This window comes from Pseudomonas sp. BLCC-B112, from assembly GCF_028550695.1.
GTDB classification, from domain to species: Bacteria; Pseudomonadota; Gammaproteobacteria; order Pseudomonadales; family Pseudomonadaceae; genus Aquipseudomonas; species Aquipseudomonas danubii.
Window position 1 is genome coordinate 259,245 of record NZ_JAQQGK010000005.1, and the last position, 23,847, is coordinate 283,091.

At 63.7% G+C, this 23,847-nt stretch carries 15 protein-coding genes and 1 pseudogene; 11 read left to right on the plus strand and 5 right to left on the minus strand.

The window, feature by feature from the left end; genetic code table 11:
• Window positions 1–360 precede the first annotated feature (360 nt).
• The 6 genes from PQT43_RS15065 (at window position 361) to PQT43_RS15090 (ending at window position 7,471) form a co-directional block, all read left to right on the plus strand.
• A complete protein-coding gene (locus tag PQT43_RS15065; RefSeq protein WP_102862853.1) occupies window positions 361–1,125 on the plus strand; it encodes a DeoR/GlpR family DNA-binding transcription regulator in 765 nt (254 codons plus the stop codon).
• A 158-nt stretch (window positions 1,126–1,283) separates the two neighbouring features.
• Window positions 1,284–2,690: an NAD(P)/FAD-dependent oxidoreductase gene (locus PQT43_RS15070; protein ID WP_102882048.1), complete on the plus strand. Its 1,407-nt coding sequence runs from the start codon at window positions 1,284–1,286 to the stop codon at window positions 2,688–2,690.
• Window positions 2,677–3,909: an NAD(P)/FAD-dependent oxidoreductase gene (locus tag PQT43_RS15075; RefSeq protein ID WP_213664624.1), complete on the plus strand. Its 1,233-nt coding sequence runs from the start codon at window positions 2,677–2,679 to the stop codon at window positions 3,907–3,909. The genes PQT43_RS15070 and PQT43_RS15075 overlap by 14 nt, the downstream gene beginning before the upstream one ends.
• A gap of 27 nt (window positions 3,910–3,936) precedes the next feature.
• Window positions 3,937–5,361, plus strand: a complete 1,425-nt coding sequence (locus PQT43_RS15080; RefSeq protein ID WP_170004071.1) for a glycerol kinase — start codon at window positions 3,937–3,939, stop codon at window positions 5,359–5,361.
• A 221-nt stretch (window positions 5,362–5,582) separates the two neighbouring features.
• Window positions 5,583–6,854: an O-acetylhomoserine aminocarboxypropyltransferase/cysteine synthase family protein gene (locus PQT43_RS15085; protein WP_110595417.1), complete on the plus strand. Its 1,272-nt coding sequence runs from the start codon at window positions 5,583–5,585 to the stop codon at window positions 6,852–6,854.
• A 122-nt stretch (window positions 6,855–6,976) separates the two neighbouring features.
• Window positions 6,977–7,471: a DUF2165 family protein gene (locus PQT43_RS15090; protein ID WP_213664623.1), complete on the plus strand. Its 495-nt coding sequence runs from the start codon at window positions 6,977–6,979 to the stop codon at window positions 7,469–7,471.
• Window positions 7,472–7,545: 74 nt separating this feature from the next.
• On the opposite strand, the gene putP is transcribed toward PQT43_RS15090, so the two are convergent.
• Complete coding sequence (putP, locus tag PQT43_RS15095) at window positions 7,546–9,030, minus strand: sodium/proline symporter PutP (protein WP_253084259.1); 1,485 nt, start codon at window positions 9,028–9,030, stop codon at window positions 7,546–7,548.
• A 466-nt stretch (window positions 9,031–9,496) separates the two neighbouring features.
• Between putP and putA the strand changes: the two genes are divergently transcribed.
• Window positions 9,497–13,450, plus strand: coding sequence for a trifunctional transcriptional regulator/proline dehydrogenase/L-glutamate gamma-semialdehyde dehydrogenase (gene putA, locus PQT43_RS15100; protein WP_123391373.1), 3,954 nt, complete (start codon window positions 9,497–9,499; stop codon window positions 13,448–13,450).
• A 170-nt stretch (window positions 13,451–13,620) separates the two neighbouring features.
• On the plus strand, window positions 13,621–15,423 hold the full coding sequence (locus tag PQT43_RS15105) for an acyl-CoA dehydrogenase (protein ID WP_102882052.1): 1,803 nt from the start codon (window positions 13,621–13,623) through the stop codon (window positions 15,421–15,423).
• Between the two features lie 159 nt (window positions 15,424–15,582).
• Here PQT43_RS15105 and PQT43_RS31440 read toward each other — a convergent pair whose 3' ends face one another.
• From PQT43_RS31440 to PQT43_RS15120, 4 genes and pseudogenes are all read right to left on the minus strand, one after another.
• On the minus strand, window positions 15,583–16,428 hold the full coding sequence (locus PQT43_RS31440) for a methyl-accepting chemotaxis protein (RefSeq protein WP_372852570.1): 846 nt from the start codon (window positions 16,426–16,428) through the stop codon (window positions 15,583–15,585).
• Window positions 16,429–16,449: 21 nt separating this feature from the next.
• Window positions 16,450–17,613 (minus strand): annotated as a pseudogene (locus tag PQT43_RS31445) (HAMP domain-containing protein); the annotation flags it as partial.
• A gap of 25 nt (window positions 17,614–17,638) precedes the next feature.
• A complete protein-coding gene (locus tag PQT43_RS15115) occupies window positions 17,639–17,941 on the minus strand; it encodes a cell division protein ZapA (RefSeq protein ID WP_102862843.1) in 303 nt (100 codons plus the stop codon).
• Entirely contained in the window at window positions 17,938–18,168 is a 231-nt protein-coding gene (locus PQT43_RS15120; RefSeq protein WP_102862842.1) for a hypothetical protein, read from the minus strand. The genes PQT43_RS15115 and PQT43_RS15120 overlap by 4 nt, the downstream gene beginning before the upstream one ends.
• 311 nt (window positions 18,169–18,479) lie before the next feature.
• Here PQT43_RS15120 and PQT43_RS15125 point away from each other — a divergent pair, with 311 nt between their 5' ends.
• From PQT43_RS15125 to PQT43_RS15135, 3 genes are all read left to right on the plus strand, one after another.
• Window positions 18,480–20,105, plus strand: a complete 1,626-nt coding sequence (locus PQT43_RS15125) for a methyl-accepting chemotaxis protein (protein WP_253084261.1) — start codon at window positions 18,480–18,482, stop codon at window positions 20,103–20,105.
• A 192-nt stretch (window positions 20,106–20,297) separates the two neighbouring features.
• Entirely contained in the window at window positions 20,298–21,923 is a 1,626-nt protein-coding gene (locus tag PQT43_RS15130; protein WP_272754223.1) for a methyl-accepting chemotaxis protein, read from the plus strand.
• Between the two features lie 176 nt (window positions 21,924–22,099).
• Entirely contained in the window at window positions 22,100–23,842 is a 1,743-nt protein-coding gene (locus tag PQT43_RS15135; RefSeq protein WP_123391403.1) for a potassium/proton antiporter, read from the plus strand.
• The last annotated feature ends 5 nt before the right edge of the window (window positions 23,843–23,847 follow it).

A 23,847-nucleotide genomic window follows, 5' to 3' on the forward strand; every position in this document is an offset into this window, starting at 1 on the left:
GTCATTTATAGGTTTCCCCCACCAGGGAGGTTCTTGTTGAGGCCAGCGCTGGTCATCTCTTCGCCAAGGCGGGCGATGACCCGGTATGCAAACACAGGGCATTTCCTATGCCACAATGTGTATTAGTTGTGGTTTTTACCTACAAACACTCAATTATCGGTCACAATATCTGTCGCCAGAGTCTTCACGAGCTGATCTGGCCTAGCTAAGCGGGTGACCGGTCACGATTGTGAAACCTGCAGTTAAATGCTTAACTTCGCCATCGAACCTGACCGAATCTGCATGCAAATGTGCAAAATGTGTGCGTAAGTAACAAAAACTGCCCATTTGTGTGGCGAAGTACCACTAACGGAAAGCCCCATGCGCCCCAACGAACGACGACAGCAGATTCTCGAACTCTTGCGCCAGCGGGAGCGAATTTCCGTGGAGGAACTGGCCCGCATTACCGCCACTTCCCAGGAAACCATTCGCCGCGACCTCAGCGAACTGGCGGAAAACGGCCTGGTTACCAAGTTCCATGGCGGCGCGGCCCTACCGCCTACCGGTGAACACGAAAACACCTTCCAGACCCGCATGAACGAACACGCCCAGGAGAAGCGCGCCATTGCCCGCTACGCCGCCGGCCTGTTCTGCGCCGGGGACAGCATCTTTATCGATACCGGGACCACCACCCTGTTCTTCGCCCGGGAACTGGCCCAGCTCACGCGCCTGACGGTCATCACCAACTCCCTGCCAATCGCCGGCTGCCTGGGCGAATCCGGTAACCGGGTGTTCATGATCGGCGGCGAATACCGCCCCGACTCGACGCAGAACGTCGGCACCCTGGCCCTGGAGCAGATCACCCGCTTCAACGCCGAACACGCGGTGATCACCATCGGTGCGCTGAATGAAGACGGCGCCATGGACTTCTCCATCGAAGAGGCCGAAGTCGCTCGCGCCATGATTGCCCAGGCCCGCCAGCTGACCGTAATCGCCGACTCCTCGAAGCTGGAGCGCCGTGGCCTGTTCAAGGTATTTCCACTGGAGCGCATCGACCGCCTGGTGATTGATCGCCAGCCCGGCCCGGCACTGCAGGCGGCGTTGGAAAAAGCCGGTGTGGAAGTGCATCTGGTGGCCCAGGCCTGAACCCGCCCCGGTGTGGCAGGCGGTCGCCCATCGCCTTAAATCCACAAATAACTGACCGATATATGACCGAATAAGAAATAAAAACAACAATCATGGCCCGCAATATGCTTTTATTCCTGCACAAGACCTTGGTGTTACCGCAGGAAACAGGCATTTATATGACCGAACTTTATCCGAACAGTGTGACTTTCGATGTGGCCATCGTCGGTGGCGGGGTCGTCGGTTGCGCCATGGCCAGGCGCTTTGCCCTGGAGGGTGCACGGGTGGTGCTGCTGGAAAAGGGCAGCGACATTCTTTCCGGCGCCAGCAAGGCCAACAGCGCCATCCTGCACACCGGCTTCGATGCCCCTAGCGGCAGCCTGGAGCTGCAGTGCATGCAGGCCGGGTACCAGGAATACCTGGAGATTCACTCGGCCATGAACTTGCCGCTGCTCAAGAGTGGCGCCCTGGTGGTGGCCTGGAACGCCGAGGACCAGGCCCGCCTGCCGGGGATTCTCGACCAGGCCCAGGCCAATGGGGTCAATAACGTGCGCCTGCTGGAACGCAGCGAGATCCTCGCCCTGGAACCCCATCTGGCCAATCACGCGGTGGGCGCGGTGCTGGTGCCCGACGAACACCTGATCGACCCCTGGTCAGCGCCCCTGGGCTACCTGCAGCAGGCCATGGCCCACGGCGCCCGGGTGCAGTTGCGGTGCGAGGTGCAGCAAGGCCAATTCGATGGTGATGCCTGGACCCTGCATACCAACCAGGGCACCTTGCGCAGCGCCCAGGTGATCAACTGCGCGGGGCTGTTCGGTGACACCCTGGAGCACAACCTGCTGGGCCACAGCGAATTTCGCATCATGCCGCGCAAGGGCCAGTTCGTGGTCTTCGATAAGGCCGCGGCCAAACTGCTGGAGCGCATCGTCCTGCCGGTGCCCAACGAACGCACCAAAGGCATCGTCCTGACCCGCACCGTCTACGGCAACCTGCTGGTGGGCCCCACCGCCGAAGAACAGGAGGACCGGGTGCATGCCGGGCTCGACGGCCCGACCCTGCAAAGCCTGATCGACGCTGCCGTGGAGCGGATTCCCGGCCTCGCCGGAATGCCGGTCACCGCTACCTACGCAGGACTGCGCCCGGCCAGCGAAAAGAAGGAGTACCGGATCCAGGCCGATCACTCCCGGCACTGGATCACCGTCGGCGGCATCCGCTCCACCGGGCTCACTGCCGCCCTGGGCATTGCCCGGCACGTCTACAGCCTGTACAGCCAGCGTCGCCAGCATCACCCGGTGCGCGAGCCGGTCTGGCCGCAGATGCCCAACCTCGCGGAGCACTTGCCCCGGGACTGGCAACGCCCCGGCTATGGCGAAATCGTCTGCCATTGCGAACTGGTGACCCGTCGCGAAATCGAGACCGCCCTGCACAGCCCCCTGCCCCCCGGCGATCTGGGTGGGCTCAAGCGTCGCACCCGTGCCTGCATGGGTCGCTGCCAGGGTTTCTATTGCTCGGCCCAGGTCGCCGAACTCAGTGCCAGCCAACTGGCCGTCCCACTTGCCACAGGTCGTTGCCATGAACAGCACTGAACTCCTTCAGGCCGAAGCGGCCATTATCGGCAGTGGCCCGGCGGGCCTCGCGGCCGCCATTGAACTGCGGCGCCAGGGCATCGGCCCGGTGATTGTCATCGAGCGTGAAAGCGAAGCTGGCGGCATTCCCCGGCACTGCGCTCACCCGCCCTTCGGCATGCGCGAGTATCAGCGCATTCTCAGCGGCCCGGCCTATGCCCGGCGCAATGTCGAAGCCGCGCTGAAAGCCGGCGTGATCCTGCTGCTGCGCCACACGGTAGTCAGCCTGGAACCCGGCGGCCTGCTGCGCCTGGCGAGCACCGACGGGCCGCGGCAGATCCAGGCGAAAAAGGTCCTGATCGCCACCGGCGCCCGGGAAACCCCGCGCTCGGCACGCCTGCTGTCCGGCGACCGCCCGGTGGGCGTGATCAACACCGGAGCGTTACAGAACTTCCTCTATATGCAGCACCTCAAGCCCTTTGAACGACCGCTGATCGTCGGCACCGAGCTGGTCAGCCTGTCCGCCGTACTCAGTTGCCGGCGCGCAGGAATCCGCCCGGTAGCGGTGCTCGAAGCCAACAACCGGGCAACCGCACGCTGGCCGCTGTCGCTGTTTCCACGCTTACTGGGCATTCCCATGCATTTCGGCGCGCAATTGCTGGCGATCAACGGCACCGGCCGGGTGGAATCGGCCCAGGTGCGCCTGGCCGACGGTCAGGTGCGCGAGATTGCCTGCGACGGCGTGCTGCTCACGGGCCAGTTCACCCCTGAGTCGAGCCTGGTGCGCCAGAGCCACCTGCAGCTGGACAGCGGTAGCGACGGGCCGAAGATCGATCAATACGGGCGCTGCTCGGACCCGGCCTACTTCGCCGCCGGCAACCTGCTGCGACCGATCGAGACCGCCGGCTGGTCCTACCGTGAAGGGCGGCGTATCGGCAGCCTGATGGCACTGGCCCTGTGCAACCAGCTACCCGCTCCCCATGACGCGCTGACCCTGAAATACGCAGCCCCGATCAAGCTCGGCGTACCGGGCCGGCTGGTGCGCGGCGAGCTGGCGGGCCTGCAGCACATCCAACTGCGGGTCAGCCGGGCGGTCAGCGGCACCTTGCGGGTTCGCGCCCAGGGCCTGGACCTCTGGAGCCGCCCGGTCTCGGCACTGCCGGAACGGCGCCTGCTGATTCCCCTCAAGGAACTGCAACTGCCGGAACACCTTGACCAACTGGACATCTGCATCGACTAGGCCCGTCCCACAACAAGAGAAAAGACCATGCGAATAGCCGCACTTGACCAGGGCACCACCAGCACCCGCGTACTGGTTGTGGACATGCAAGGCCGTGCCGACATCCAACTGGCGCTGCGCCACCAACAGCATCACCCTCGTCCGGGCTGGGTCGAGCACGACCCGCTGGAACTGCTGGCCAACCTGCAACGCTGCCTGGAAGCCACCGGCCGGGTCGACGCCATTGGCTTGGCCAATCAGGGCGAAAGCTGCCTGGCCTGGGACGCCATCAGTGGCGCACCGCTGTCTCCGGTGATCGTCTGGCAGGACAACCGCAGCGCCGCACGCATCGAGGAACTGCGAGCCAACGGAGCCGAAGCCCTGACCCTGGAGCGGGCCGGATTGCCTCTGGACGCCTATTTTTCCGCCAGCAAGCTGGCCTGGATCGTGGAGAACCTGCCGGCGGCACAAGCAGCCCTGAGTGCCGGCCGCCTGCGCCTGGGCACCACCGATGCCTACTTCCTCGACCGCCTGGCCGGGGTCTATGCCACCGACATCACCACCGCCTCGCGCACCTCGCTGATGAACCTCGCCACCGGCCAGTGGGACCCGCAGTTGTGTGCACTGTTCGGCGTCCCGCTAGAGGCCCTGCCACCGATCCGCGCCACGGTCGGCGACTTCGGGCGCATCGGCCAGACGCCCATCAGCGCCTCGGTGGTGGACCAGCAAGCCTCGCTCTACGGCCACGGCTGCCGGCAGCCGGGGGACGCCAAGATCACCTTCGGCACCGGCGCCTTCGCCCTGACCGTCACCGGCGATCAGATCATCCGCGCACCGGAGAAAGGACTGCTGGCCACCATTGCCTGGCAAGTCGATGGCAAGCCGGTGTATGCCATGGACGGTGGCGTGTACGACGCCAGCGCCGCGGTGGAGTGGGCCGGGCGGCTGGGCCTGTTCAGCGACTTCTCGGAGCTGGCAGCCTTCGATCAGCCACCGGCCATTTCCCGCGAACTGGCCTTTGTCCCGGCGTTGTCGGGGCTGGCCTGCCCGCACTGGGACCGCAGCGCCGGGGCGGTGTGGATCGGCATGAACGCCGCCACCAGCCGCCAGGACCTGTGCCAGGCGGTGCTGGAAGGCGTGGCCCTGCGCAGCGCCGAAGTGATCACTGCGATGGACGATCACCTGCGTGTCACCGACCAGCTGTCGATCGACGGCGGGCTGGCCCGCAGCCCGTATTTCGCCCAGTTCCTTGCCGATATCCTGCAACGCACCATCGTCACACAGCGTTTCGACGAACTCACTGCCCTGGGCTGCGCCGCCCTGGCTGCCCGTGGCCTGGGCCTGGAGCTGCCGGAGTTGGACAACACCCGCACCCACTATCAGCCCCGTGTCGATCGGACCACGGCCGACGTCTGGCGCCGCACCTTCAGCGCCGCCGTCAGCCGCTCCCAGGGCTGGTCCCAGCCGCGCTGAAACCGCCATTGGCCAAGGACGGCCGCCCCGTTCCCGGCAAGCCAGCGCCCCCTTGCCCATCCGCCGCGCCTATTGGACACTGACGCGCCCGCTCGCGGCCATGCGGCGGGCACATCAAGCGGTTGCTGGCGACTCAGACACACGGGACCACTGACTGCTGCGCGGGCACACGACCTGCCTGGCTGTGCTCATAAAACGGATTGCTACTGAGTCGAGGATTTATGAAAGACGCAACGATTGCGCTGCACCATGGATTCAAGTCGGACCCGACCACCAAGGCCGTGGCCGTGCCCATCTACCAGAACGTCGCCTTCGAGTTCGACAACGCCCAGCACGGGGCGGACCTGTTCAACCTGGATGTGCCCGGCAACATCTACACCCGCATCATGAACCCCACCAACGATGTGCTGGAACAGCGCATGGCCGCCCTGGAAGGCGGGATCGCCGGGCTGGCGGTGGCGGCTGGCAGCGCGGCGATCCACTACGCGATCCAGACCCTGACCCAGGCCGGGGACAATATTGTCTCCACGCCCCAGCTGTACGGCGGTACCTACACCCTGTTCGCCCACCTGCTGCCCAGCTTCGGGGTCGAAGTGCGCTTCGCCCGGGACGATTCGCCAGAGGCCATCGCCGAGCTGATCGACGACAAGACCAAGCTGGTGTACTGCGAAAGCATCGGCAACCCGGCGGGCAATATCGTCGACATCGAGGGCCTGGCCCAGGTCGCCCACGCCCGCAACGTACCGCTGATGGTGGACAACACCGTGGCCACGCCGATCCTGTGCAAGCCGATCCAGTTCGGCGCCGACATCGTGGTGCACTCAGTGACCAAGTACGTCGGTGGCCACGGCAACTCCCTGGGCGGGGTGATCGTCGACAGCGGCAACTTCCCCTGGGCCGAGCATCCGCAGAAGTTCGCCAGCCTCAACACCCCGGAGCCGGCCTACCACGGCGTGGTCTACACCGAGAAGTTCGGCCCGGCTGCCTTTATCGCCCGGGCCCGCACCGTGCCACTGCGCAACACCGGCGCGGCGCTGGCACCGATGAACGCCTTCCTCCTGCTACAAGGCCTGGAAACCCTGGCCCTGCGCATGGAACGCCACACCGACAACGCCATCCGGGTCGCGCAGTTCCTCAAGGACCACCCGCTGGTGGCCTGGGTCAGCTACGCCGGCCTGGCCGATCACCCGCACCATGAACTAGCGCGCAAGTACATGCAGGGCAAGCCGTCGGCGATCCTGTCCTTCGGCCTAAAAGGCGGCTATGCCGCAGGCGTGCGCTTCTACGACGCCCTGCAGATCTTCAAGCGCCTGGTCAACATCGGCGACGCCAAGTCCCTGGCCTGCCACCCGGCGTCCACCACTCACCGGCAGATGAACGAACAAGAGCAGGCCAAGGCCGGCGTCAAGCCGGAGATGATCCGCCTTTCGGTCGGCATCGAGGCTATCGAGGACCTGCTCGAGGACCTTGACCAGGCGCTGAAACAAGCCTGATTCATCGGCCCTGGCAGCAGACGCCAGGGCCATCCCCCCCAAATCCCCCCAGCGCGTTGGCACCGACGCATCCACCCCCAACCAGCCCCCAGGATCATTACTCACCCGCAAAGGAACCCAACATGATTGTGCGTTACGTAAAAATCACCATGACCCTGGCAGTGGCGGCGTTCGCCTTGCTGGTGGCTTACAACAACATCAGCGACTACGACTCCAACTTCGCCTTTGTCCAGCACGTACTGAGCATGGACAGCGTCTTCCCCGGCAACACCGCCACCGACCGCGCCCTGACCCTGCCCCTGCTGTGGAATGTCGGCTACTGGCTGATCATTACCGGCGAGGCCCTGACCGGGGTATTGCTGGTCGTTGGCGCCTTGCACCTGTGGCTGGCGCGACACGGTGTCGCCAGCTACTTCAACCGGCGCAAAGGCTGGGCCATTGCCGGCTTCTGCCTGGGCTTCTGCGTCTGGTTCTTCGGCTTCATGGTGGTGGGTGGCGAGTGGTTCATGATGTGGCAATCCCAGACCTGGAATGGCCAGGACGCGGCCTTCAAGTTCTACATGGCGATCCTTGGCGTGTTGATCTTCCTCAACCAGCCCGACGCTGAACTGCACTAAAAAAAAACGGCCCGCTGCGGTGACGCAGCGTGCCGTTTTCATTGCCCCGAACGATCAGGGCAGGACGTGCGCACTCACTGATTGAGTTTGAAATCCTTCTCGGCCGCTTCAAAACGCTGAACCATGCCAGCGCTTGGAGCACCCATCTTGCTCACCAGCACGATTGCCAGGCTGGCGAAGATGAAGCCCGGGATGATTTCGTACAGACCCAGCAGAGCGAAGTGTTTCCACAGGATCACGGTGACGGCACCGACGATGATCCCGGCCAGCGCGCCGTCGCGGGTCATGCCCTTCCAGAGCACCGAGATCAGCACCACAGGACCGAACGCCGCACCGAAGCCGGCCCAGGCGTAGCTCACCAGGCCCAGCACGCGGTTTTCCGGGTTGGCGGCCATGGCGATGGCGACCAGCGCCACCACCAGCACCATGGCGCGACCGACCCATACCAGCTCAACTTGGGAGGCGTGCTTGCGCAGGAAGGCTTTATAGAAGTCTTCGGTCAGGGCACTGGAGCACACCAGCAACTGGCAGCTCAGGGTACTCATCACCGCCGCCAGAATGGCCGACAGCAACACACCGGCTACCCACGGGTTGAACAGCAGCTTGGCCAGTTCGATGAACACACGCTCAGGGTTCTCGGTCACGGGACCGGCCACTTCAGGATGCGCCGAGAAGTAGGCGATACCGAAGAAGCCCACGGCCACGGTGCCGCCCAGGCACAGGATCATCCAGGTCATGGAGATGCGACGGGCGTTGGCGATCGACTTCACCGAATCCGCCGCCATGAAACGCGCCAGGATGTGCGGCTGACCGAAGTAGCCCAGGCCCCAGCCCATCAGCGAGATCACGCCAATAAAGGTGGTGTTCTTGAGCATGTCGAAGCTGGTCGGGTCCTTGGCTTCGATCGCCAGGAAGGTGGTATCGACGCCACCGGTGGCCAACAGCACGATGATCGGGGTCAGGATCAACGCGAAGATCATCAGCGTGGCCTGCACGGTATCGGTCCAGCTCACCGCCAGGAAGCCACCGACAAAGGTGTAAGCAATGGTCGCCGCCGCGCCAGCCCACAGCGCCGTCTCGTAAGGCATGCCGAAGGTGCTTTCGAACAGACGGGCACCGGCCACGATGCCGGAGGCACAGTAGATGGTGAAGAACACCAGGATCACCACCGCGGAGATGATGCGCAGCAGGCCGCTTTTATCTTCGAAACGGCTGGAGAAGTAGTCCGGCAAGGTCAGAGCATCACCGTTGTGCTCGGTCTGCACCCGCAGACGACCGGCAACGAACAGCCAGTTCAGGTAGGCACCGACGATCAGTCCGATGGCGATCCAGCTCTCCGACAGACCCGACATGTAGATAGCGCCCGGAAGGCCCATCAGCAGCCAGCCACTCATGTCGGATGCACCAGCGGAAAGCGCGGTCACCACGCTGCCCAGGCTGCGGCCGCCAAGAATGTAGTCGGAAAGGTTGTTGGTGGAGCGATAGGCCATGAAGCCGATCAGCACCATTGCTGCGATGTAGATCACGAACGTGATCAAGGTTGGATTGCTTGCACTCATTTGAGTTACGCCCTGGCTTTGTTTTTATGTAGCGGCGGTCAGCAGTACCGTCACCCAGCTTTTACAGTTTGGAAGACGATCGGCTATCGCGCACGTTTTATGACCAATGTTTCCCCAGGAAAGCCATTGGCCGATGAACCGAGTCGCAAAAGACAGGTTGCACCTTGGGCGCGAATCCTATTCAACAAATTAAACAAGGTGCAACCAGTTTCATCCAATTAAGTTGCACCTTGTCGCATTTACCGACGACGACAACTTTTTTGCTCCTTTTTGGAGCAAGAAATCCACCCGCCAGAATTAAATGCACCAAGGCAATACGGGAGCCAGGAGGCAATATTGATTTCCTGACGAGCTGCTATTTATTCCGGCGAAAAAAGGGTTGCACCCGGTTGCACCTATTTCGGCGCACGGATAATCTTGCCGCCAGCTGATGCCACACGTGCGTGGCAAACATGAGGATAAAAATATGGCTACCACCACCCTCGGGGTCAAACTCGACGACCCAACCCGCGAGCGCCTCAAGGCTGCTGCGACCTCGATCGATCGTACGCCGCACTGGCTGATCAAGCAGGCGATTTTCAATTACCTGGAAAAACTCGAGGGTGGTGCAACCCTGACCGAGCTGAGCAGTGTCACCACCAAGGACGGCGACGACGCCGGCGACGTGCTGACCGATCACGCTCACCAATGCTTCCTCGAATTTGCCGAGAGCATCCTCCCGCAATCGGTGCTGCGCGCCTCGATCACCGCTGCCTACCGCCGCCCGGAACCGGAAGTGGTGCCGATGCTGCTGGAGCAGGCGCGTCTGCCGGCCGCCACCGCCGAAGCCGCCAACAAGCTGGCCGCCTCGATCGCCGAGAAGCTGCGTAACCAAAAGAGCGCCGGCGGCCGTGCCGGTATCGTCCAGGGCCTGCTGCAGGAGTTCTCCCTGTCGTCCCAGGAAGGCGTGGCACTGATGTGCCTGGCCGAGGCCCTGCTGCGCATCCCCGACAAGGGCACCCGTGACGCACTGATCCGCGACAAGATCAGCACCGGCAACTGGCAGCCGCACCTGGGCAACAGCCCGTCGCTGTTCGTCAACGCGGCCACTTGGGGCCTGTTGCTCACCGGCAAGCTGGTGTCGACCCACAACGAGGCCGGCCTGACCTCCTCCCTGAGCCGCATCATCGGCAAGAGCGGCGAGCCGATGATCCGCAAGGGCGTGGACATGGCCATGCGTTTGATGGGCGAGCAGTTCGTCACCGGCGAAACCATCGCCGAAGCCCTGGCCAATGCCAGCAAGTTCGAAGCCAAGGGCTTCCGCTACTCCTACGACATGCTCGGCGAAGCGGCACTGACCGAGCACGACGCGCAGAAATACCTGGCGTCCTACGAGCAGGCCATCCACTCCATCGGCAAGGCCTCCCACGGTCGCGGCATCTATGAAGGCCCGGGCATCTCCATCAAGCTGTCGGCGCTGCACCCGCGTTACAGCCGCGCCCAGTACGAACGCGTGATGGAAGAGCTGTACCCGCGCCTGCTGTCGCTGACCCTGCTGGCCAAGCAATACGACATCGGCCTGAACATCGACGCCGAAGAAGCGGACCGCCTGGAGCTGTCCCTGGACCTGCTGGAGCGCCTGTGCTTCGAGCCGCAGCTGACCGGTTGGAACGGCATCGGCTTCGTGATCCAGGCTTACCAGAAGCGCTGCCCGTACGTCATCGACTACGTCATCGATCTGGCCCGCCGCAGCCGTCACCGCCTGATGATCCGCCTGGTGAAAGGCGCCTACTGGGACAGCGAGATCAAGCGCGCCCAGGTCGAAGGCCTGGAAGGCTATCCGGTCTACACCCGCAAGGTGTACACCGACGTTTCCTACATCGCCTGCGCACGCAAGCTGCTGTCGGTGCCGGAAGTCATCTACCCGCAGTTCGCCACCCACAACGCCCACACCCTGTCGGCGATCTACCACATTGCCGGTCAGAACTATTACCCCGGCCAGTACGAGTTCCAGTGCCTGCACGGCATGGGTGAACCGCTGTACGAGCAAGTGGTGGGCAAGGTCGCCGATGGCAAGCTGAACCGTCCGTGCCGCGTGTACGCACCGGTCGGCACCCACGAAACCCTGCTGGCCTATCTGGTCCGCCGCCTGCTGGAAAACGGCGCCAACACCTCCTTCGTCAACCGCATCGCCGACCAGTCGATCTCGATTCAAGAGCTGGTGGCCGACCCGGTGGCGCAGATCGAGCAGATGGCCACCCTGGAAGGCGGTTTCGGCCTGCCGCACCCACGCATTCCGTTGCCGCGTGACCTGTATGGCAGCGAGCGCGCCAACTCCGCCGGCATCGACATGGCCAACGAACACCGCCTGGCGTCGTTGTCCTGCGCCCTGCTGGCCAGCGCTCACAACAACTGGAAAGCCGCGCCAATGCTCGGTTGCGCCGCCAGCAGCGAAACCCCGGCGCCGGTCCTCAACCCGTCGGATCATCGCGATGTGGTCGGTCACGTCCAGGAAGCCACGATCGAAGACGTCGACAACGCCATCCAGTGCGCGCTGAACGCCGCGCCGATCTGGCAGGCCACGCCGCCGGCCGAACGCGCCGCGATCCTGGAACGCGCCGCCGACCTGATGGAAGCCGAGATCCAGCCGCTGATGGGCCTGTTGGCCCGCGAGGCCGGCAAGACCTTCGCCAACGCCATCGCCGAAGTGCGTGAAGCCGTGGACTTCCTGCGTTATTACGCGGTGCAGGCCCGCAATGACTTCAGCAACGACGCCCACCGTCCGCTGGGTCCTGTGGTGTGCATCAGCCCGTGGAACTTCCCGCTGGCGATCTTCAGCGGCCAGGTCGCCGCCGCCCTCGCCGCCGGCAACCCGGTACTGGCCAAGCCGGCCGAACAGACCCCGCTGGTGGCGGCCCAGGCCGTGCGCCTGCTGCTCGAAGCCGGGATTCCCGAAGGCGTGCTGCAACTGCTGCCGGGCCAGGGCGAAAGCGTCGGTGCCCGCCTGGTCGGTGACGAACGCGTCAAGGGCGTGATGTTCACCGGTTCCACCGAAGTCGCGCGCCTGCTGCAACGCAACATCGCCGGGCGCCTGGACAACCAGGGTCGGCCGATCCCGCTGATCGCCGAAACCGGTGGCCAGAACGCCATGATCGTCGACTCCTCGGCCCTGACCGAACAAGTGGTCATCGATGTGGTGTCCTCGGCCTTCGACAGTGCCGGCCAGCGTTGCTCGGCCCTGCGCGTGCTGTGCCTGCAGGAAGATTCCGCCGACCGCGTGATCGAAATGCTCAAGGGCGCCATGGCTGAAAACCGCCTGGGCAACCCGGAGCGCCTGTCGGTGGACATCGGCCCGGTAATCGACGCCGAAGCCAAGGCCGGCATCGAGAAGCACATCCAGGCCATGCGCGACAAAGGTCGCAGCGTGTACCAGATGGCCATCGCCGACAGCGAAGAATGCAAGCGTGGCACCTTTGTCATGCCGACCCTGATCGAACTGGAAAGCTTCGATGAACTGCAGCGCGAGATCTTCGGTCCGGTGTTGCACGTGGTGCGCTACAAGCGCAAGGACATCGACCAACTGATCGCCCAGATCAATGCTTCCGGCTACGGCCTGACCCTGGGTGTGCACACCCGGATCGACGAAACCATTGCCAAGGTGGTGGACAACGTCAACGCCGGTAACGTCTACGTCAACCGCAACATCGTCGGTGCCGTGGTCGGCGTGCAGCCGTTCGGCGGCGAAGGCCTGTCGGGCACCGGCCCGAAAGCCGGCGGTCCGCTGTACCTGTACCGCCTGCTGTCGACCCGTCCGGTGGATGCCATCGAGCAATCCTTCGTTCGCGCCGATGCCGCCAACGCCCCGGACCTGCGCCTGCGCGAAGCCCTCGGCAAGCCGCTCAACGCCCTGCAAGCCTGGGCCGAGAGCAGCAAGCTGGTGGAACTGGCGACCCTGTGCAAACAGTTCGCCAGCCAGTCGCAAAGCGGTATCACCCGCCAGCTGAACGGCCCGACCGGCGAGCGCAACAGCTACGCCATCCTGCCCCGCGAGCACGTCCTGTGCCTGGCGGAGGTCGAGGGCGACCTGCTGACCCAACTGGCGGCCGTACTGGCCGTCGGCGGTTCGGCAGTCTGGCCGGAAAGCGACCTCAGCAAGGCGCTGTTCGCCCGTCTGCCCAAGGACGTGCAAGCACGCATCCAGCGGGTGGCGGATTGGACCAAGGACGACGTGGTATTCGACGCGGTCCTGCATCACGGCGACTCTGACCAACTGCGCGGCGTTTGCCAGCAAGTGGCCCAGCGTGCCGGAGCCATCGTCGGCGTCCAGGGCCTGTCCCAGGGCGAGACCGCGATTGCCCTGGAGCGCCTGGTGATCGAGCGCGCCCTGAGCGTCAACACCGCAGCGGCCGGCGGCAACGCCAGCCTGATGACCATCGGCTGAAGCCGATAGTCAGCAGCATGGAAAAGAGCGCCCTCAGCGGCGCTCTTTTTTTTGCCCGATGCAATGTCCTGTGCCTGTTTGGCATCTTTATCACCCAGATCAATCTTGCTATTCAGCCTTTATTCACGCGCCTAGACTCAGCCCATTCCCTAGCCAACAGGTATGCCGCCATGTCCGAGACGCTGCTCAGTTCCCGCAATCTGGCTTTCGAACTGTATGAGGTGCTCGACGCCGAGGGCCTGACCCAGCGCGAGCGGTTTGCCGAGCACAATCGCGAAACCTTCGATGCCGCCCTGGGCACCGCGCGCAACATCGCCGAGAAGTACTTCGCCCCGCACAACCGCAAGGGCGATGAACACGAGCCGCGCTACGAAGACGGCCAGGCGGTGCTGATCCCTGAAGTGAAACCGGCGGTGGACGCCTTCCTCGAAGCCGGCTTTCTCAATGCCGCACGCAGTTTCGACGCGGGCGGTATGCAGTTGCCGACCCTGTTGTCCCAGGCCTGCTTCGCCCACTTCCAGGCCGCCAACGCGGCCACGACTTCCTACCCGTTCCTGACCATGGGCGCGGCCAACCTGATCGAGAGCTTCGGCACCGACGAACAGAAACAGCGCTTCCTGCAGCCCATGATCGATGGCCGCTTCTTCGGCACCATGGCCCTGACCGAGCCCCATGCTGGTTCGTCGCTGTCGGATATCCGCACCCGCGCCGAACCGGCTGCCGACGGCAGCTACCGGCTCAAGGGCAACAAGATCTTCATCTCCGGCGGCGACCACCCGCTGTCGGAAAACATCGTGCACATGGTCCTGGCCAAGCTGCCGGACGCGCCGCCCGGGGTGAAGGGCATTTCCCTATTTATCGTGCCCAAGTTCCTGGTCAACGATGACGGCAGCCTAGGGCCGCGCAACGACGTGCTGCTGGCCGGGCTGTTCCACAAGATGGGCTGGCGCGGCACCACTTCCACCGCGCTGAACTTCGGCGATAACGGTAATTGCGTGGGCTATCTGGTGGGCAAGCCCCATCACGGCCTGAGCTACATGTTCCAGATGATGAACGAAGCACGGATCGGCGTCGGCATGGGCGCGGTGATGCTGGGTTATGCCGGCTATCTGTATTCATTGGAATACGCTCGCGAGCGTCCGCAAGGTCGCCTGCCGGACAGCAAGGACCCGACCACTGCACCGGTTGCGATCATCCAGCACGCCGATGTGCGTCGCATGCTGCTGACCCAGAAGGCCTACGTTGAAGGCGCCTTCGACCTGGGGCTGTATGCGGCGCGGCTGTTCGATGACACCACCACCCTGGCCAGCGAGGCCGAGCGCCAGCAGGCCCATGAACTGCTGGACCTGCTGACGCCCATCGTAAAGTCCTGGCCTTCGGAGTTCTGCCTCAAGGCCAACGAGCTGGCGATCCAGATCCTCGGTGGCCACGGCTACACCCGGGAATACCCGGTGGAGCAGTACTACCGCGACAATCGCCTGAATCCGATCCATGAAGGCACCCACGGCATCCAGTCCCTGGACCTGCTGGGGCGCAAGCTGGCGCAGAACGGCGGCGCCGGGCTCAAGCGCCTGATCCGCCTGATCGCCGAAACGGGCGAGCGGGCCCGCGCCCATGCGTCGCTGGATGCCCTGCGCCTGCCTCTGGAGCAACTGGTGACGCGCCTGCAGAGCGTGACCCTGGGTCTGCTGGGCGACCTGGCCAGCGGCAAGGTCACGGCGACCCTGGCCAACTCGGCGCTGTATCTGAAGGCCTTCGGCCACGCGGTGATCGGCTGGCGCTGGCTGGAACAGGCCATCAGGGCCGAGGAAGGACTGGCGCGAGGTCATGCCGGGGACCGGGATTTCTATCACGGCAAACTGCAGGCCGCGCGCTACTTCCTGACCTGGGAAGTGCCGGGCTGCCAGCATGAATTGACCCTGCTGGAAGCACGGGACGCCACCTGCCTGGAGATGCAGGACGCCTGGTTCTGAGGCCGAGGCGGCCTGTCACACCGCAGCGCTGTTCGCTGGCAAGCCAGCGCCTACCAGAAGGCTCACTCGACACCTGTAGGAGCCGGCTTGCCGGCGAAAGCGTCCGGCCTGGCACTGCGCGGCCCGAGGTTCGCTGGCACGCCAGCTCCTGCAGGCTGGTCAGTGCAGCTTGAAACCGCCCACCTGGCGCGCCAGGTCTTCGGCCAGGCGCTGCAGGGTCTGGCAATCCTCACGACAGGTGTGCACTTCAGCCGCGGTGGCCCGGGCCAGTTCGGAAATGCCCTGAACATTGCGGTTGATCTCTTCGGTCACCGCCGACTGTTCTTCCGTGGCAGTGGCGACCTGCTGATTCATGTCGCTGATACGCTCCACCTGCCCGGTGATCGCCGTCAGTGAGGCCCCGGTCTGCTGGCTGGACTGAACTCCGGTGCCGGTGGCCGATTGCCCCGCATGCATCGAAGACACGGCATTCTCCGCCCCCTGCTTGAGGCCCTGGATCATCTGCTGGATCTCATCGGTGGAGGTCTGGGTACGCTGGGCCAGGGTCCGGACTTCATCGGCCACCACCGCAAAGCCACGGCCCATTTCCCCGGCCCGAGCCGCCTCGATGGCAGCGTTGAGGGCCAGCAGGTTGGTCTGTTCGGAAACCCCGCGGATCACCGCCAGCACCTGATCGATGGAGGCCACCTGTTCCGCCAGTTCGCCCACGGCACCGGCGGCCAGAGCGATTTCACCGGACATGCTCTCGATATGCCGAATCGAACCGCCCACCACGTCCTGGGCCTGCTGGGCTTCATCCCGGGCCGCCTGGGAAGCATCCGCCGCCTGCCCGGCATTGCGCGCAATGTCCTGCACGGTAAGCCCCATCTCATGTACCGCAGTGGCCACCATGTCGGTCATTTCCTGCTGCCGGCCGGAGCGCTCGGCGGTGTTCTCCACCACCGCCGCCACCTGGCTCACCGAGGAACGCAGGCGTTCGGTGGTGGCCAACACCTCACCGATCATGCCGCGCTGGCTGTCGAGAAAACGGTTGAAACCCCGGGCCAGATCCCCCAGTTCGTCGGCACGGCTGGCATCCAGGCGCAGGGTCAGGTCGCCACCGCCGCTGCCGATGGCCACCAGCCCTTCGGTCACCTGTCGCACCGGGCGTACCAGGCCACGGGCCAGCAGTACAACCAGCAATAGGCAGACGCCGGCGATGCCCAGGCCGATCAGACTGGTGAGCCAGATCGCCCGGTGCGCCTCGGCGTAAATCTGCGCCTGCGGCACCTCGGCCACCAGGCTCCAGCCAAAGCCGCGCAGTGGCAGGCTCAGGGCCAGGTAGTCTTCGCCATCACGCTCGAAATGACTGCTGGTCAGCCCCTCATGTCCCATCAGCGCCTCGGCGGCGGTCGCGCCGATCTGCTCGGACAACTGTCGCTTGCCACTGAATTCAGCGTCTGGATGCACCTGGATCAAACCATCGTTGCGCACCAGAAACACCCGGCCACGCTCACCAAAGCTGTAGTCGTGAATCAGCTGCGACAGCTCGGTCATGCGCAAGCCCAGGCCGGTGACCGCCACCAGCTCACCGTCTTTCTCGACCCGGTAGTTGATGAACAGCGCCAGCTCGCCACTGGCAACATCGACATCGATGTTCAGCACCCGCGGCTTGCCGCTGTCGATAAAGCGATAGAACCAGACATCCTTCGGATTATCCCGACTCAGGGTCCGGTCCAGGCCTTTCTGGTTGTAATAGTGATGGCTGAGCGGGCTGGCCATCATGGTGGTGAAGGCCTGGTTCTCGGCGCGGATGTCTTCCAGGTAGCTGATGAAGCTCTGCGCCCGGGCCGGGTCTTCGCCTGCCGCCAGCCAGTCGCGCAGCATGCCGTTGCCGGCCAGGTCACGGGCGGCGGTCAGAGGCTGGGTCAGAATGCGTTCGATATCGTTGCGCATGGCTTCGATGCTCGAAGGCAGCGCCCTGTCCACCAGGTAGCTCTGGGTCAGGTGATTGATCAGCACCGTGTAGATCGCTACGACCACCAGCAGACTGACCAGCAGGGCCGAACCCATGCTGAGGATCAGTTGCCATTGAATACTGCGTCGCCAGAATTGCATGGAACACCTCTTTCTTATGGTTATAAGAGGCTGAGATACCGCGCCAGCCGCGGGAAGTTGTATACAAACAATGCTTCTGCTTGTCCAACTCATTACCCGCCAGCTGTGTGCACTTCCATCAATTCTGTTGAATGGTCTTGGCGATTACCTCGACGGTGGCGCTCACCTGCTCCTGATAACGCTCAAGCGCCTGGGCGTGCTGCTTTTTCATTTCGATCTGCTGCGAACACAGGTTCATCGCTGCCAGCACCAGCAGGCGCTCGCCAATCAGCGTCGGGTATTTTTTCTTGGTGTCGGCCAGGGCCGCCTTGAGCATCAGCGCGGCGTCCATGAGGGTCTGTTCCTCACCGGCCGGCGCCTTGATCGAGTAATCCTCACCCAGGATCGAGACCACCTTCACCCCATCGATGTGATGTCTCATGGGTTGGCCGGGCTCGCACTGACGCGCTCAACCAGAGCCTGGATGCGGGCGGCGGTAGCGCCCTGTTTTTCTTCCTGTTCCATGAGGCTCAACTGCAGGCTTTCGTTTTCATCCTTGGCCTGGGCCAGTTGTTCCTTGAGGGTTTCGTTCGTGCCGAGCAGCTCCTGGTTCTGTACCACCAGGTCACTGACCAACTGTTCCAATTGGCTGAGGGATGCTTCCAACATTTTGATCTTCCGGGCTGTTTGCAAAGGGCGCGTACGATAAAGAAAAGTCACCTTGGATACCAGGGATATCCAGGCGCAAGGCCTTGATTTTACTGGCGATGACCCTCACGCGAGAGCTGTTAGAGACTGTCATTCGCGCCTCGGGTTCCTGACGTTCGGTCGGATGCTTCGGACTTTTACGAATTATCCCAACAGGTGGTAAGACTTTTCTGAAAGCACTCCTGGCGATTCAAGAAGCGTTTTTTCAACGCGATAGCACAGGTACTTCCCTGACCCAAACGCGCAAGCCGCGCACATCCGAGGTAGGTTCAATGTCCCTGCGCACCCTGAATATCGCTCCGAGAGCATTCCTCGGCTTTGCCGTGATCGGTTGTTTGATGCTGTTTCTCGGGATCTTCGCTCTGAGTCAAATGAGCAAGATCCGCGCAGCGACCGAACGCATCACCCAGGACACCATTCCCAGCATCAAGAGCGTCGACGACTTCACCCAACTGAGCCTGCGCCTGCGGGTCCAGGCCTACCGACTGCTGCTCAACCGCGACCCCGAGGAACAGCAAAAGACCCTGGACTCCATCAGCCAGCGCAACCAGAAAATCGATGAAACCCGGGCCCGCTACCAGGAGCTCATCAGCAGCCCGGAAGAGCACGCCGCTTACGATCAGTACATGGAGCTGCTGACCCACCACCGCCAACTGGAAGGCCAGTTGATCGAGCTGTCGCACAACAACCAGCTCGAAAGCATGCAGCAGTTGCTGAACACCGAGCTGATGACCAGCGCCGAAAAGATCAACGCCCTTCTCAATCAACTGGTGGACATCAACACCCAGTACTCCAGCGCCGCCGATCAAGACGCGGCCGAGCAATACGCCACCGCCTTCAACCTGGTGGTGACGCTGCTGGTCATGGCCACCGCCCTGACCCTGGTGTTTGCCTGGCGGCTGATTCGCAGCATTACCCTGCCGATCGACAACGCCCTGCATGCGGCCGAAGCGATCGCCGAAGGCAACCTGACCCAGCCGATCACCGTGGATGGCCGCGACGAAGCCGGCCGCCTGCTGCAGGCCATGTTGACCATGCAGGAAAAACTGCGGGACACCCTGCAGCGCATTTCCGGTTCCGCCGGCCAACTGGCCTCGGCCGCCGAGGAGCTCAACAGCGTCACCGACGAAAGTGCTCGTGGCCTGACTCGACAGAACAATGAAATCGAGCAGGCGGCTACCGCGGTCAATGAAATGACCAGCGCCGTGGAAGAAGTCGCGCGCAATGCAGTGAGCACTTCCGAAGCTTCGCAAAACGCCACCCAATCCGCCGGGGACGGACGGGACAAGGTGCAAGAAACCGTCTCGGCCATCGAACGCATGACCGGTGACGTGCAAGACACTGCCAGCCTGATCGGCGAGCTGGCCAACGAGTCCCGGGATATCGGCAAGGTACTGGACGTGATTCGCGGCCTGGCCGACCAGACCAACCTGCTGGCCCTCAACGCCGCCATCGAAGCCGCCCGTGCCGGCGAGGCCGGCCGCGGCTTTGCCGTGGTTGCCGACGAAGTCCGCGCCCTGGCGCACCGCACCCAACAGTCCACCAGTGAAATCGAACGCATGATCGGCAGCATCCAGAGCGGCACCGAGCAGGCGGTGGAGTCGATGCGCAACAGCACCGAACGCGCCGACTCGACCCTGAACATCGCCCGCAGCGCCGGCCAGTCCCTGGACACCATCAACAGCGCCATCAACGAAATCAACGAGCGCAACCTGGTCATTGCCAGCGCCGCCGAAGAACAGGCCCAGGTGGCTCGGGAAGTGGATCGCAATCTGGTGAACATCCGCGACCTGTCGGTGCAGTCCACCACTGGTGCCAACCAGACCCGCTCCGCCAGCAGTGAACTGTCGATCCTGGCCGCTGACCTGAACAATCTGGTGACCCGCTTCCAGCTGTAAACCCCCTTCTCCCGGCTCCAGGGCTCTATTACGGGCCTTGGGCCGATGCAGTCGGCCGTTGACACTCCCGGCCCGGTGCGTAGCCAAAAGGCTAAATCCACGGCGCGACTCAAGACTTTAGTCGTACGACCGATAAGTCACGGTAGATCAGTCTCAAGCCCCCGCACGGATGCGCCCTTTTTGGTACTCACCATGTCCCTACGCAATATGAATATCGCTCCGCGGGCCTTCCTCGGCTTTGCCATGATCGGCGGCTTGATGCTGATCCTGGGGGTGTTCGCCCTGAACCAGATGAGCAAGATCCGCGGCGCCGCCGAGGACATCACCCTGAGCAGCGTGCCGAGCATCAAGAGCCTCGACGAGTTCACCCAACTGACCCTGCGTCTGCGGGTGCTGTCCTATCGCTTGCTGGTCAACCGTGAACCCGATGTCCAGCAAAAGACCATCGAACTGCTGGACATGCGCAACCAGCAGATCCGCGCCGCCCAGGTCACCTACGAGAAGTTCATCAGCAGCCCCGAGGAAAAGACTGCCTACGAGCAGTACGTCCAGTTGCTGACACAGTACCGGCAGATCGAAGAGCGGATGAGGTCCCTGTCCCGCGGCAATCAGGTGGAAGAGCTGCGCAACCTGCTCAACACCGACCTGCTGAACAACTCGGAAGCCATGAACACCGCGCTCAACCGCCTGATGGAGATCAACACCCAGCAGACCCTCGACACCAACCAGCAGGCCGCCGAACAGTACTCCTCGGCCTTCAACCTGGTGGTGGCCCTGCTGGTGCTGGCCACCGGCCTGACCCTGCTGTTTGCCTGGCTGCTGACCCGCAGCATCACCGTACCGATCGCCAACGCCCTGAGCGCCGCCGAAGAAATCGCCGAAGGCAACCTGACACGGCCGATCAAGGTCGACGGCAATGACGAAGCCGGACGCCTGCTGCGCGCCATGGCCAAGATGCAGGAAAAACTGCGGGACACCCTGCAGCGCATTTCCGGCTCCGCCACCCAACTGGCGTCGGCAGCCGAAGAGCTCAATTGCGTCACCGAGGAAAGTGCCCGTGGCCTGACCCAGCAGAACAACGAAATCGAGCAAGCCGCCACCGCAGTCAATGAAATGACCAGCGCCGTGGAAGAAGTGGCACGCAACGCCGTAAGCACCTCGGAAGCCTCGAAGAACGCCACCGCCTCCGCCGGCGACGGTCGCGATCTGGTGCAGGAAACCGTGTCCGCCATCGAGCGCATGAGTTCCGACGTGCAAGGCACCGCCAGCCTGATCGGCGACCTGGCCAACGAGTCGCGGGACATCGGCAAGGTACTGGACGTGATTCGCGGCCTGGCCGACCAGACCAACCTGCTGGCCCTCAATGCCGCCATCGAAGCCGCCCGTGCTGGCGAGGCCGGTCGTGGCTTTGCCGTGGTCGCCGACGAAGTGCGGGCCCTGGCGCACCGTACCCAGCAGTCCACCAGCGAAATCGAACGCATGATCGGCAGCATCCAGAGCGGCACCGAGCACGCGGTGGACTCCATGCGCAACAGCACCGAGCGCGCCGAGTCGACCCTGAACATCGCCCGCGGCGCCGGCCTGTCGCTGGACACCATCAACAGCGCGATCATCGAGATCAACGAACGCAACCTGGTGATCGCCAGCGCCGCCGAAGAACAGGCCCAGGTGGCCCGGGAAGTGGACCGCAACCTGGTGAACATCCGCGACTTGTCGGTGCAGTCGGCCACCGGCGCCAACCAGACCAGTGCAGCCAGCAACGAGCTGTCGCGACTGGCCGTGGACCTCAACAGCATGGTCGCGCGCTTCAGCCTCTGAAGCCGCTCGCCAGCCCCGCAACACGCCGGTAAATCGGCGCCGGAATTCACAGCAAAAAAATCCGCCACTGTCATCAAAAGCTTTTTGACAGTGGCGCATTTCAACAGGTTAGAATCGCTGGCACGCAGACTGCATGGTCAGTTTGCGCCCGCCTTTTTCGCTCTGGAGTACTGCCTTTGAATGCGACGACCATCAACAGCCTGTTCTTGATCGGCGCGTTGCTGGTAGGTGCGAGCATTCTGGTGAGCTCACTTTCATCCCGTCTCGGCATCCCGATCCTGGTGATCATCCTCGCCGTGGGCATGAGCGCCGGAGTCGACGGCGGCGGCATCATCTTCAACAACTACCCGACCGCCTACCTGGTGGGCAACCTGGCCCTGGCCGTGATCCTGCTGGACGGCGGCCTGCGCACCCGGGTCGCGAGTTTCCGCGTGGCCCTGTGGCCGGCGCTGTCCCTGGCCACAGTGGGGGTGTTGATCACCACTGGGCTGACCGGCATGGCTGCCGCCTGGCTGTTCGACCTGAACCTGATCCAGGGGCTGCTGATCGGTGCCATCGTCGGCTCCACCGACGCCGCGGCGGTGTTCTCCCTGCTGGGGGGCAAGGGCCTCAACGAGCGGGTCACCGCCACCCTGGAGATTGAGTCCGGCAGTAACGACCCGATGGCGGTGTTTCTCACCGTGACCCTGATCGACATGCTCGCCAAGGGCCACACCGGCTTGCACTGGAGCCTGCTGGGGGACCTGATCCGCGAATTCGGTATCGGCGCGTTAATCGGCCTGGGGGGCGGCTGGCTGATGCTGCAACTGGTCAATCGCATTCATCTGGCCAACGGCCTGTACCCGATCCTGGTGGTGGCCGGTGGTCTGGTGGTGTTCGCCCTGACCAACGCCCTGCACGGTAGCGGTTTCCTCGCCGTGTACCTGTGCGGCCTGGTGATCGGCAACCGCCCGGTGCGCAGCCGCCACGGCATCCTGCACATGCTCGACGGCATGGCCTGGCTGGCACAGATCGGCATGTTCCTGGTGCTCGGGCTGCTGGTCACCCCCCACGACCTGCTGCCCATCGCCCTGCCGGCCCTGGGCCTGGCGCTGTGGATGATCCTGTTCGCCCGTCCGCTGTCGGTGCTGGTGGGCCTGCTGCCGTTCAAGGCCTTCCATGGCCGGGAAAAGGCCTTTATTTCCTGGGTCGGCCTACGGGGCGCGGTGCCGATCATTCTCGCGGTGTTCCCGTTGATGGCCGGGCTGCCCGACGCCCAGCTGTACTTCAACCTGGCGTTCTTTATCGTGCTGATCTCGCTGCTGCTCCAGGGCACCAGCCTGCCGTGGGTGGCCAAGTGGCTCAAGGTCACGGTGCCGCCGGAGCCGGCCCCGATTTCCCGGGCGGCCCTGGAGGTTCACGTCACCAGCGAGTGGGAACTGTTCGTCTACCGCCTGGGGGCGGAAAAATGGTGCATCGGCGCCGCCCTGCGGGAGCTGAAAATGCCCGAAGGCACAAGGATCGCGGCCCTGTTTCGCGGCCAGCAACTGCTCCATCCGTCGGGTAGTACCGTGCTTGAGGCCGATGACCTGCTGTGCGTGATCGGCCATGAACACAACCTTCCAGCCCTGGGCAAACTCTTCAGCCAGGCTCCGGAGCGCGGGCTGGACCTGCGCTTCTTCGGCGACTTCGTCCTTGAAGGCGACGCCCAGCTGGGCGCGGTGTCGGCGCTCTACGGGCTCAAGCTCGACGGCCAGGACGCGGACATGCCCCTGGGCGCGTTCATCGCCCAGAAGGTCGGCGGTGCACCGGTGGTCGGCGACCAGGTGGAGTGGAACAACACCCTCTGGACCGTGGCGGTGATGGACGGGAACAAGATCGGCAAAGTGGGCGTCAGATTCCCCGAAGGAAGTCGCCCCGGCCCCGGCCTCTTCCTCTAAACTGC

Coding starts and splice junctions, on each gene's coding strand:
- PQT43_RS15105 (WP_102882052.1), top strand. CDS start 13,621: ATGTCCGAGACGCTGCTCAGTTCCCGCAATCTGGCTTTCGAACTGTAT.
- putA (WP_123391373.1), top strand. CDS start 9,497: ATGGCTACCACCACCCTCGGGGTCAAACTCGACGACCCAACCCGCGAG.
- PQT43_RS15085 (WP_110595417.1), top strand. CDS start 5,583: ATGAAAGACGCAACGATTGCGCTGCACCATGGATTCAAGTCGGACCCG.
- PQT43_RS15065 (WP_102862853.1), top strand. CDS start 361: ATGCGCCCCAACGAACGACGACAGCAGATTCTCGAACTCTTGCGCCAG.
- PQT43_RS15090 (WP_213664623.1), top strand. CDS start 6,977: ATGATTGTGCGTTACGTAAAAATCACCATGACCCTGGCAGTGGCGGCG.
- PQT43_RS15120 (WP_102862842.1), bottom strand. CDS start 18,168: ATGTTGGAAGCATCCCTCAGCCAATTGGAACAGTTGGTCAGTGACCTG.
- PQT43_RS15075 (WP_213664624.1), top strand. CDS start 2,677: ATGAACAGCACTGAACTCCTTCAGGCCGAAGCGGCCATTATCGGCAGT.
- PQT43_RS15080 (WP_170004071.1), top strand. CDS start 3,937: ATGCGAATAGCCGCACTTGACCAGGGCACCACCAGCACCCGCGTACTG.
- PQT43_RS15115 (WP_102862843.1), bottom strand. CDS start 17,941: ATGAGACATCACATCGATGGGGTGAAGGTGGTCTCGATCCTGGGTGAG.
- PQT43_RS15125 (WP_253084261.1), top strand. CDS start 18,480: ATGTCCCTGCGCACCCTGAATATCGCTCCGAGAGCATTCCTCGGCTTT.
- PQT43_RS31440 (WP_372852570.1), bottom strand. CDS start 16,428: ATGATCGGTGAGGTGTTGGCCACCACCGAACGCCTGCGTTCCTCGGTG.
- PQT43_RS15130 (WP_272754223.1), top strand. CDS start 20,298: ATGTCCCTACGCAATATGAATATCGCTCCGCGGGCCTTCCTCGGCTTT.
- putP (WP_253084259.1), bottom strand. CDS start 9,030: ATGAGTGCAAGCAATCCAACCTTGATCACGTTCGTGATCTACATCGCA.
- PQT43_RS15070 (WP_102882048.1), top strand. CDS start 1,284: ATGACCGAACTTTATCCGAACAGTGTGACTTTCGATGTGGCCATCGTC.